The organism is Bifidobacterium sp. A11 (assembly GCF_000499185.1).
Taxonomy (GTDB): Bacteria; Actinomycetota; Actinomycetes; order Actinomycetales; family Bifidobacteriaceae; genus Bombiscardovia; species Bombiscardovia mizhiensis.
In genome coordinates, this window is record NZ_AWUO01000018.1 from 1 (window position 1) to 9,424 (window position 9,424).

At 49.8% G+C, this 9,424-nt stretch carries 5 protein-coding genes; all 5 read right to left on the reverse strand.

Annotated elements, in window-relative coordinates:
• Window positions 1-3,260, reverse strand: a 3,260-nt coding sequence (locus P273_RS0108885) for a glycosyltransferase (protein WP_024628090.1), incomplete at its 3' end; no start/stop codon positions are given.
• Window positions 3,247-4,923: a hypothetical protein gene (locus tag P273_RS0108890; protein WP_024628091.1), complete on the reverse strand. Its 1,677-nt coding sequence runs from the start codon at window positions 4,921-4,923 to the stop codon at window positions 3,247-3,249. The genes P273_RS0108885 and P273_RS0108890, both read right to left, overlap by 14 nt.
• A complete protein-coding gene (locus P273_RS0108895) occupies window positions 4,923-6,146 on the reverse strand; it encodes an ABC transporter ATP-binding protein (RefSeq protein WP_029676369.1) in 1,224 nt (407 codons plus the stop codon). The genes P273_RS0108890 and P273_RS0108895 overlap by 1 nt, the downstream gene beginning before the upstream one ends.
• Before the next feature lie 62 nt (window positions 6,147-6,208).
• The gene (locus tag P273_RS09425) at window positions 6,209-6,973 is read right to left on the reverse strand and encodes an ABC transporter permease (protein ID WP_253269605.1); all 765 of its coding nucleotides are present in this window, start codon (window positions 6,971-6,973) and stop codon (window positions 6,209-6,211) included.
• Between the two features lie 63 nt (window positions 6,974-7,036).
• The gene (gene rfbA / locus P273_RS0108905; RefSeq protein ID WP_024628093.1) at window positions 7,037-7,936 is read right to left on the reverse strand and encodes a glucose-1-phosphate thymidylyltransferase RfbA; all 900 of its coding nucleotides are present in this window, start codon (window positions 7,934-7,936) and stop codon (window positions 7,037-7,039) included.
• Window positions 7,937-9,424: the final 1,488 nt, after the last annotated feature.

A 9,424-nucleotide genomic window follows, 5' to 3' on the forward strand; every position in this document is an offset into this window, starting at 1 on the left:
AAGGCCGAGCTGTCAATTCCATAGTGGACGTCGTAAATGCCACTTGGGCCCGCGGATACCACCTCGGCGTCAATTCCCCTGCGTCCCATGGCCGAGCGAAGCGCACGTACTCCTGCTTCTGATGCATAATCTTTGGCACCACTGCTGGAGGCGGTCGAGGTGGGCAGAGTTCTCCAGTGATAGAGCACCTTTGCTATGTGCTGGATCCTTGAAGACTCGGTCTGCTCAATGAACCGCAGAAGCATGTCGTAATCCTGGGAACCTTCATATCCCGTCCGAAAACCACCGATTTTATTGACAATAGACCTTCGGTAAACACCCAAATGACTGATGTAGTTTGTGCTCAGGAGAAGATCAGGCTCGTAGTCAGGCTTAAAATGCGGATCAAACCGATGACCCTGCTCGTCCACCTTGTCCTCATCGCTATAGACCAAGTCCGTTTCAGGTTTTGCATTGAGTCGCTTAACCACCTCAAAAAGGGCCTGAGGAGGCAGTTCATCATCATTGTCGACTAGAGCTATGAATTCTCCGGTTGCAACATCGAGGGCTGAGTTAGTTGCCCGCGATATGTGCCCGTTCTCTGTTCTGAACACAACCTTGATACGCTCGTCCTCTGTGCTCAGTTGTTTGAGAACTTCAGCCACACGTGGATCCGTGGAACAATCATCAGCCAGGCAGAGCTCCCAGTTGGAGTAATACTGGTTGCGGACGGAATCCACACAGGCACGCAACCACTTTGGCTCGACGTTATAGACAGGTACCAGGATAGAGATCAGAGGCTTGTATGCGAACCCTTCGATATTGGACTCAACAACCGCTCTATCGTAATGCTCTGTGCGAGCGATGAGCTTTCTGTAAGCTTTCTTCTGTCGGCGAGGTGCCAAGAAGCGATCAGAAATGCGCCGGGCAAGACGACGCGGATGCCTTATAGCAGCAGCCCGTCTGAGCAGATCCTCGAACCTTGACATGGCCCGTGAGTGAGGCACTTTCAAAGCCATTGAAACCTGACCGGAAGGGCCTGAAAAGACCAGCGCGGGGCGCTCAGAGCGAAAGGCCGCCAGCCCGTCTGGCAAACCGATCCTTACCTTGAACCCAAGCTCTGAATCGATGGGCATGGCCATGGCCATATTCACGTCTGGACGAAGTACCCGCTCCATTTTTTCCAGACGGACATTCTCATCGGGTGATATGTCGATCAACGCCGGCTCATGCGCTTCTAAGTCAGCAGCCCAACCTGTAACCGTAATAGCGGAGGAATCCGAAGAAATCAGAATCTGGTCAATGGATCCCTCGACGGGGGCGTGGCCTGGCTCCAGGGAGGGGAAGAAAGCCGAGGCGAAAGGATCAACCAAGTCCTGATGGGCAGCCAGATATCTATCCAAGTCGTCGCGGGATATTTCCATCAGATTTTCTGTTTTGTCGACAAAGAGGGAATAAGGCTGCCAGAGAGTGGTAAGCCCATGTTCCTGCCGCAGTCTCGCACAGTAGTCAATGCCCTGAAGACCTGCAGGAAGAGACTCATCGAACCCTCTCATTCTCTCGAAATCCTGCCGTCTAGTGACCATGCAGTCCTCCGTAACGGCGAACATATCTCGAGGTAGAAGGTCACGGAAGTAGTAACCGATGCCCTGATCCCAATCTCCTCGCATTTCAAAAGGCCGACCTGCTTTCATTGCGCGAAGAGTGACCCCCACATTGGCAACACGGCCTTGATCATCCATGATTTTTCCACCGACTACGCCAACCTTATTGTCGCGGATATAGTTGACCATCTCGATCAGCCAGTCGGCCCTCTTGGGACTTTTCCTATCCAAGAAAACCAAGAGGTCCTCGTCGCATCCGCGCGCAACTTCGTCACAACTTTTCCCGCCAGTCGGCACAAACTTCACTCGGGGATAGTCCGTTCTGTCCTCAAGTTCATGGAGCTTCTCTTTCGAATATCCTGAAGCAACAACAGCCACAGAGGGTGTTTCGCCACGGTAGTCGATCTTGTAAGTGCCCAGGTTATCGAGCATACTGACATTGCCGTCTATCCCCCGACGCTCAAGGGCATTTTCGAGCGCAGACTTGCCGGCCTTATAAGCATACATCTTGCTACGGGGGTCCCCCGCCACGGAGCTGGAAAGGGTCCTCCAGTGATACATAATTTGTGGAATGTGGTGAACCTTCTTCGCCTGCTCGGTCGCTCTGAGAACGAAGTCGTAGTCCTGGCTCCCGTCGAAGGCTGGGTTCAAGCCTCCGACTTTCTGCAGTAAGGCTCTAGAAACGGTCACGAAGTGGGTAATGTAGTTATGGCTCAGCAAGAGGTGTGGAGAAAAATCCGGCTTGAAGAAGGGATCAAATCTGATTCCTTTCTCTGTGATCTTATCCTCATCCGTGTAGATAAAATCAATGGTGGGATCTGAATTGATCGCCACGACCACTTCGTAGAGGGCATTGGGGGCAAGCTCATCGTCATTGTCCATGAAGCCGATATATTGCCCCTTGGCTAGCTCGATTGCAGAGTTCGTGGCAGCAGCTATGCCACCATTCTTCTCCCTGAACACTGCGTGGATTCGAGGATCACTGGCGGATATGTCTTTCAGCAGTGTCCGCACTGACCCATTAGAAGAGTGGTCGTCAGCCAAGCACAGTTCCCAGTTTGAGTACCATTGGTCTCTCATGGAGTCCACGCACTTGCGCAGCCATTGCTCATCCACGTTGTACACGGGAATCACTATCGAAATTAGTGGTTTCTCGGCAAACCCCTCTATGGCACGCTTCGCCGTCTCGGGATTTTCTACCTCGTGGGTCCGTATCCACTCGTCATAGAACTTCTGCCGCTTGGTAACCTTTCTCTTCAAATGCTTCAACAAAGCCCTCACATTGGCCGAGAAGGAATCTCGAATAAGACGGTAGGCAATCTGCTTCAGGCGTTGCCTCTTCCTATCTTTTCTGAGTCTCTGTTCCAAGCGGGACAGGTCGATCTGAATCGGTCGCTCAGCACCATTAATCATGAAGAAAAGACTGAATGACTTCTTGTCAGCGGGAACTACAGCAGCAAATCCTGGTTGAGCCGACGATTCCAGCTCAAAAGTCGTAGTGATGTCCGGTCTGGCCTGCCGTTCAACGGTTACATCCTTATCTTTTGATCGCATGCCCAACTCGATCTTGCGATAGGTATCCACAGCCCAACCGGACACCGTTACGGTGCCAGCCGTGGGGTTTCTCACCAGATCCTCAATGGAAATCTCATAATTTGTGGCGCTATGAACGATCATCCTTTTTCTTCCTCGTCTTCGCACTTCTGAGAGCCCTACGGATTTTGATCAATAAGGCCACAAGCGGCTGATTCCTGAATCGTTGCCACCGCTCAAGATCAGCACGGTCGCTGTCCTGATGCCTTCGGATCCTTTCGGTCAATATGGCCAGAGGCTGAGGAGGGACATGGTCAAGAGGATATACGCGAGCAGTCAGTGATACCTCCCTGCCCGGCGGATCTGTTTCAATATAAAGTTGAGGATCAGCAGAGAGAAAGAATAGAGTACCCGCATTCTCAAAAGAGGCATTTGAGCTAACTTTCACCTTGGCTGCAGCAGCTGCATGGACAGTTAGATCGGTAATCAGGCATGGCAGTTCGCCAAAATCGATTCGAAAGATGCTATGATCCCCCGCTGGTATTTCAAGATGGTTCTCCTCATGCATGGATTCACAAAGTGTCGTCTGGTCATCAATAGAAAAAGCTCTATTCTTACCTCGGAACAGTTGGATCTGTTGCCGGTAAAAAGCCAATCTGGGGTTGTTGGCTAATTGGTTGGAGCGGACATAATCCTCGACCATTTGGCTGTTCCGAAATAGATAATCGACATAACCCTTATCTATGCCTGTTAAAGACTCTGGTCTGGCAGACATATCGCCAACTACCCGGTCCACGGCCCCGTCAATGGCAAAGCGACGAATGAACTCATCGTGCCGAGCTGTCTGAAAATCGCAGGCGGCAGTATATCCCTCAAGAATCTGAGCCGCTAAGGTCGGGCCATCGATTATGCTCCCGGCATGGCGATTGATTTCATCAACCAAGGATGGGCAGGACCCCTCCATTCTGCCAGAGAAATTGAACCGAGCAGCCTGCTCATAGTTTTCCGCCGTCAAATAGCCTGGTCCGCCAAATCTGTCATAGATGAAGACTGGTATGCCCTGAACCAGGCAGTATTGCACGGTCTTACCGATGGTTACGACACAATCATATCTGTCCAGCAGATCCGGCGTCGTCAAAGAGTTGGCTTGCTCGGTCACATCGCCCAGCCGGTCCACCATTAGGCCCCGCGCTTTGAGGGAGTCAACTGCTCGGAGAAGTTCGGACGGTGTATGGTTTGAGACAATGAGAATTCTGCCCAAGTCAGGTCGAATGGTATGACGCTTCTCGACGAAGCTCATCGGTGCAGGGTTGGGATATATGGCAAGGCGTGAATCGTCCTTGGAAAAGTATCCCTGCTGAGCCTCGAGAGTTCCCGAGGAATTGAATACGATCCGATCCGCAATCCGGTTCTCCAAATCATATGTATAGGGCTGCTCCAGATGGACTTCACGATAAGGAGACATATGAGAGAAGACCACGCACGGACGCGGACCGGAACCCAGTCCTTCGAGCTGTTGGAAAAAGGTCTTAGGCAGGACCTCATGCTGTACCCAGATGAGGTCAAAATCCGTCATGTGCAAGTCCGCGGAATCCACCATATTGCTGGTAATGATCCGAACACCGGACTGAGCGAATAGGGAACCGACAAGATCATCGACAATCCAGGCATAGACCGTAACGATACATCCGACACTCTGAAGATATCGGGCCAGCTCTAGAGCTTGGACCTCACTACCTCCTATGCGATCCAAAGAGCTCTGGGTAATGAGTACACGTTTGCCCTGCATTCGCCTCGATGTCATCATCAAATCAGCTTTACACTGATCCTAGGGTGAGTCAAGCTTTGGTCATAGAGCTTAGCCTTGCGAACCTGGAACTGATACACAGTCGATTGCTTGAGTAGAAGGTCGTTTCCTGAGGCGGCTGCGATATTGACGTGATAATCTCCAGAAGCCAACACATTCTCGATTTCGAATACAATTTCATGACGTCCCTTAGTGAAGGTGTCTTTATCCGAATTGACCTTGTTCGAGGTGGCCAGAGCCACCCTGCCCTGCTGATCAATTAGGTTGATGGCGAAGACTCCACGAGGTATATCCCGATCACACTCGAACACGATCTTTATAGTGAAGTTCTGGTTTATATCGAGGAGCTGTGTGCTCCTCCCGTTGGTTGTGACCTGTACATCAACCATCCGGATTCCGTTACCATGCTCCAGGCGAACAGCCTCATTGTCTTTCTGCACGGCTTTCTGCTGCTGCTCTAGGAAGTAGTCGGAATATGCGCTGGCCACGTCATCCGGCATGCCGAACTTGGAGATTACTCCATCTTGTATCAGCATGGCTTTATTGCAGAACTTGCGCACATCGCTCATAGAGTGGGTGACCAGGATTATGGTTTTCTTCTCACGCTTGGCCTCGAAGAAATAATCCTGACATTTCTTTTGGAAAGCCTCATCTCCTACAGCCAGTACCTCATCCAAAACAAGGATGTCACCTTGCGATTTGATTGCTACAGAGAAAGCAAGACGCACCTGCATACCACTGGAGTAGTTCTTCAGCTTCTGCTCCATGAAGTCACCCAACTCAGCAAAGTCAACGATATCATCATACATATCGTCGATTTCTTCCCGGGTAAACCCTAGCATGGCCCCATTCAAATATACGTTCTCCCTGCCCGTAAGTTCAGGGTTGAATCCCACGCCCAGCTCGATGAAAGGCACCAATTTTCCATTGACCTGGACCTTACCACTGTTAGGAGAGTAAATTCGAGAAATGATTTTCAAAAGCGTGGACTTACCGGAACCGTTCTTGCCGACGATACCGAAAAAGTCGCCTTTCTTTATCTCGAAGGAAATGTCCTTGAGCACGTGCTGAATGGTGTATCCATTCTGACGACGAATTGTGTTGAAGACAACACCTTTAAGGCTGTTGGTCTTCTCATAGGGCAGTTTAAAGTCTTTGGACACATGGGAAACCCTCAGAGCCACATCATCAGGCAAGCTGTCGGTTTTATTTGAAAACTTCATTTATACCAGCTCCGCGAAGTACTTAGATTTAACGGTGAAGAACCTCAGTCCTAACAGGAAGATCAGCAGGGAAAAACAACAGGCCAGCAGGCAATGAAAAAGTTGCTTTCCCATTCCCATAAGGTGGGATTGGCCGGAGAAATCAGCACATGTCGGGCATCCTGCACTATCTGAGCCATAGGGTTGAGCAAGAGGTCCAGCTTGGCAAAAATAGGGCCATAGATGCCAGCCTTGGAGGAAATCATACTAATCGGATAGATGATTGGCGTGGCATAAAACCCAGCCTGAGTCACGACCTCCCAAATAGGGTTCAGGTCGCGCAAATTAACGTAGAGCGCACTAAGAAAGAAAGCGATGCCCAAGGCCAAGAGATACAGTTCAAATACAATTGGCACAATGAGCAGGTTAGACCACGATGGTTTGACACCATTGATCAAGGCGAAGACGATGACAACGATAAAGTTGAACCCGAAATTAATCAGGGCACTCATAGATGATGCCACAACAACCACATACTTGGAGAAGTAGATCTTACGCAGAAGATCTCCATGCCCTACAATCGAGAGCATACCTCCTGTCGTTGTTTCATTGAAGAGGTTCCATAGTATGATGCCAAGTAAGAGAGCCACAGCGAAGTGCGGGACATCTGCTCCGAAACGCATGAAGCGCACAAAGACAACATACATAATGGCAAAGAGCATAAGAGGCTTGAGAACCGACCACAGGTACCCCAAGACAGATTCCTGATACCGCAACTTGAAGTCTGTGGAGACCATGGCCTTGAGCAACAGTCGATTCTTTTTGTTGAAAATTTCTGTAATCTTCAATGCTATCTCCCCAGTGGTTCCTGAGCACAGAATCTGCACCTCTCGATGCAGGTTCCTGAATCGTCAGGCTTGATCCACATGTTTCTTGAAGATGATCTTGTTGTTGGCAACATCCAACAGATGCTGCCCGTATGGAGACTTGCCATACCTCTGGCCTGCTTCAACCAATTCTTCACGGGTGATCCAGCCATTCTCATAGGCCACCTCCTCCACAACAGCGATAGGCAGGCCTTGAGCCTTTTGAACAGTCCTGACGAATTCGCCGGCTTCATAGAGGGAATCCATGGTCCCTGTGTCCAGCCATGCATAGCCGCGTCCCAGTGTCTGAACACATAGCGATCCATCTTGAAGGTAAAGACGATTCAGATCAGTGATTTCCAACTCACCGCGTGCCGAGGGCCTAACCTGCTTAGCGAACTCAGTGACCCTCTCGTCATAAAAGTACAGTCCGGTCACCGCATAGTTGCTGGCCGGATGCTCTGGTTTCTCCTCAATGCTGACGACCTTGTTGTCTTTGTCGAACTCGACCACGCCGTACCGCTCCGGATCGTCCACGTAATAGCCGAACACCGTTGCCCCGTGCTGATTGCCGGCTGCACTCCTCAAAGTGCGACCAAGGCCGTTCCCGTAGAAGATGTTGTCGCCCAGAACCAAGGCACAGGGTTCGCCATCAATGAAGTCCTCACCCAGGATGAATGCCTGAGCCAGACCGTCCGGGCTGGGTTGGATCTTGTAGGAGAGTCTAATGCCATACCGGCTCCCATCGCCTAGGAGTCGCTGGAAATTACCGATGTCCATCGGGGTGGAAATGATCAGTATCTCGTTTATTCCCGCCATCATGAGAACACTCAGAGGGTAATAGATCATAGGCTTGTCATACACCGGAAGCAGCTGCTTGGAAGTGACGGTGGTCAACGGATACAGCCGCGTGCCCGAACCGCCTGCAAGAATGATGCCTCTCATCACGTGACGCCTTTCTTATGACTCATGCACTAATGACTGCATACATCTATATCAAACCGAAAATAGCTTACTACCAACCGCTGGCAGGAATCGATGAGCTGTAAAATCTCTGCCGTTCCCCCGCATAAGGTCAGCGGGCAGTAAAAAAGGCTCGACACAGTCGGACAATGGTGCAATCTTTTTGCTCAGTTCCAGTGACATCTGCATAGCTGCCCTCAGACGATAATGGCTTCACTTGCCAAAGTTGCCATTGCGTGAGCGAAGAACCAGCTTGCTGTTTCATCCCGGCAAGAAACAAACGATAAGATTCAAATTGGTCGATATAAGAAAACTGCGTTACCTGCAAATCCAAGAGAAGGAAAACGGCAACACAAGCATCTTAGGTGAAAGTCATCCTGCCGAACCAAGTCAAGACCATTATGCGAATTTATCATCAGTGGAAAAATCATCATCTTGACAAAAGCATGTCCTGAACCACTCACCCAACTGATTCGAAACATGTAATGTCTGAACAGACCTATTATTATACTATTTTTAATTTGTTATGTTCTCTCTACTGCTCATCGAAGATGTAAATCGCTGAAGACTTCTGCCGCTTTGGCGATCTTGACCGACCCTTTGCCCTAGATTTCCGTTCACTCTGATAGCCATAGTTCGTCTCTACTCCGCAACCATAAGATAGACCCAAGCATTGATAACGCTGTACATACTCTTGTCGAGCTGGTAGGCCTTAGAGGTTGAGGAAATTAATACACTTGATGTTCGAAATTTGTGCTCACTGAAGATCACAACCTAATATGCACATAAGAATGGTCTGCCGCAGCCGGCCACCAGTACCATTCACCATAAAGCAGGACCTCGAGTTTAGACCTAAACCAGCGTAGGATGACTCGAATCAACTTCGTTCAGCTCGCATTGGTCAAGTGACATGGACCACTCGACATGTAGCTGAGAGACGGCAAGGCTGACAAACAGATAAGTTCCCCCTGTTCCAAGGACCAGCGGCGATTCGCTGGAAGAACACAGCTCGCGTTATCCGTCTGGAAGATGTTGCCTGTTCTTCTTGATGTATGGATAATCTCGAAGATGTCCAGGCAAGTGACGAGAGGCTGGCCGAAGCCTTTGCCCGAGCCGAGTACACCCGACACTGAAGATTCTCTACTGCCGATGGAAATGAACTTGCACCATGGCACAATATGAATGACCCAGATGACGCCCAAGTAGGTGTTAAAGCTAATATAATTGTGCACCGCGTAAAAATCTTCATTATCTTGCCCTACTGTCAGCACTACTCGAACTATCCGTGCCTACCGCCATATATTGGCAGAATAAAACAAGAAATTCTGTAACATTAGTTTTGCTGGCCATCATCTCTTTCTCCAAAATACAAGATACGGGTTGCTCTTCAGTCAACTTCTGAGGTGTAAGCAAGTAACAGTTGATTGAAGCTCGCAATCTAACCAACGACGCTGCTCATGATCTTGTTCT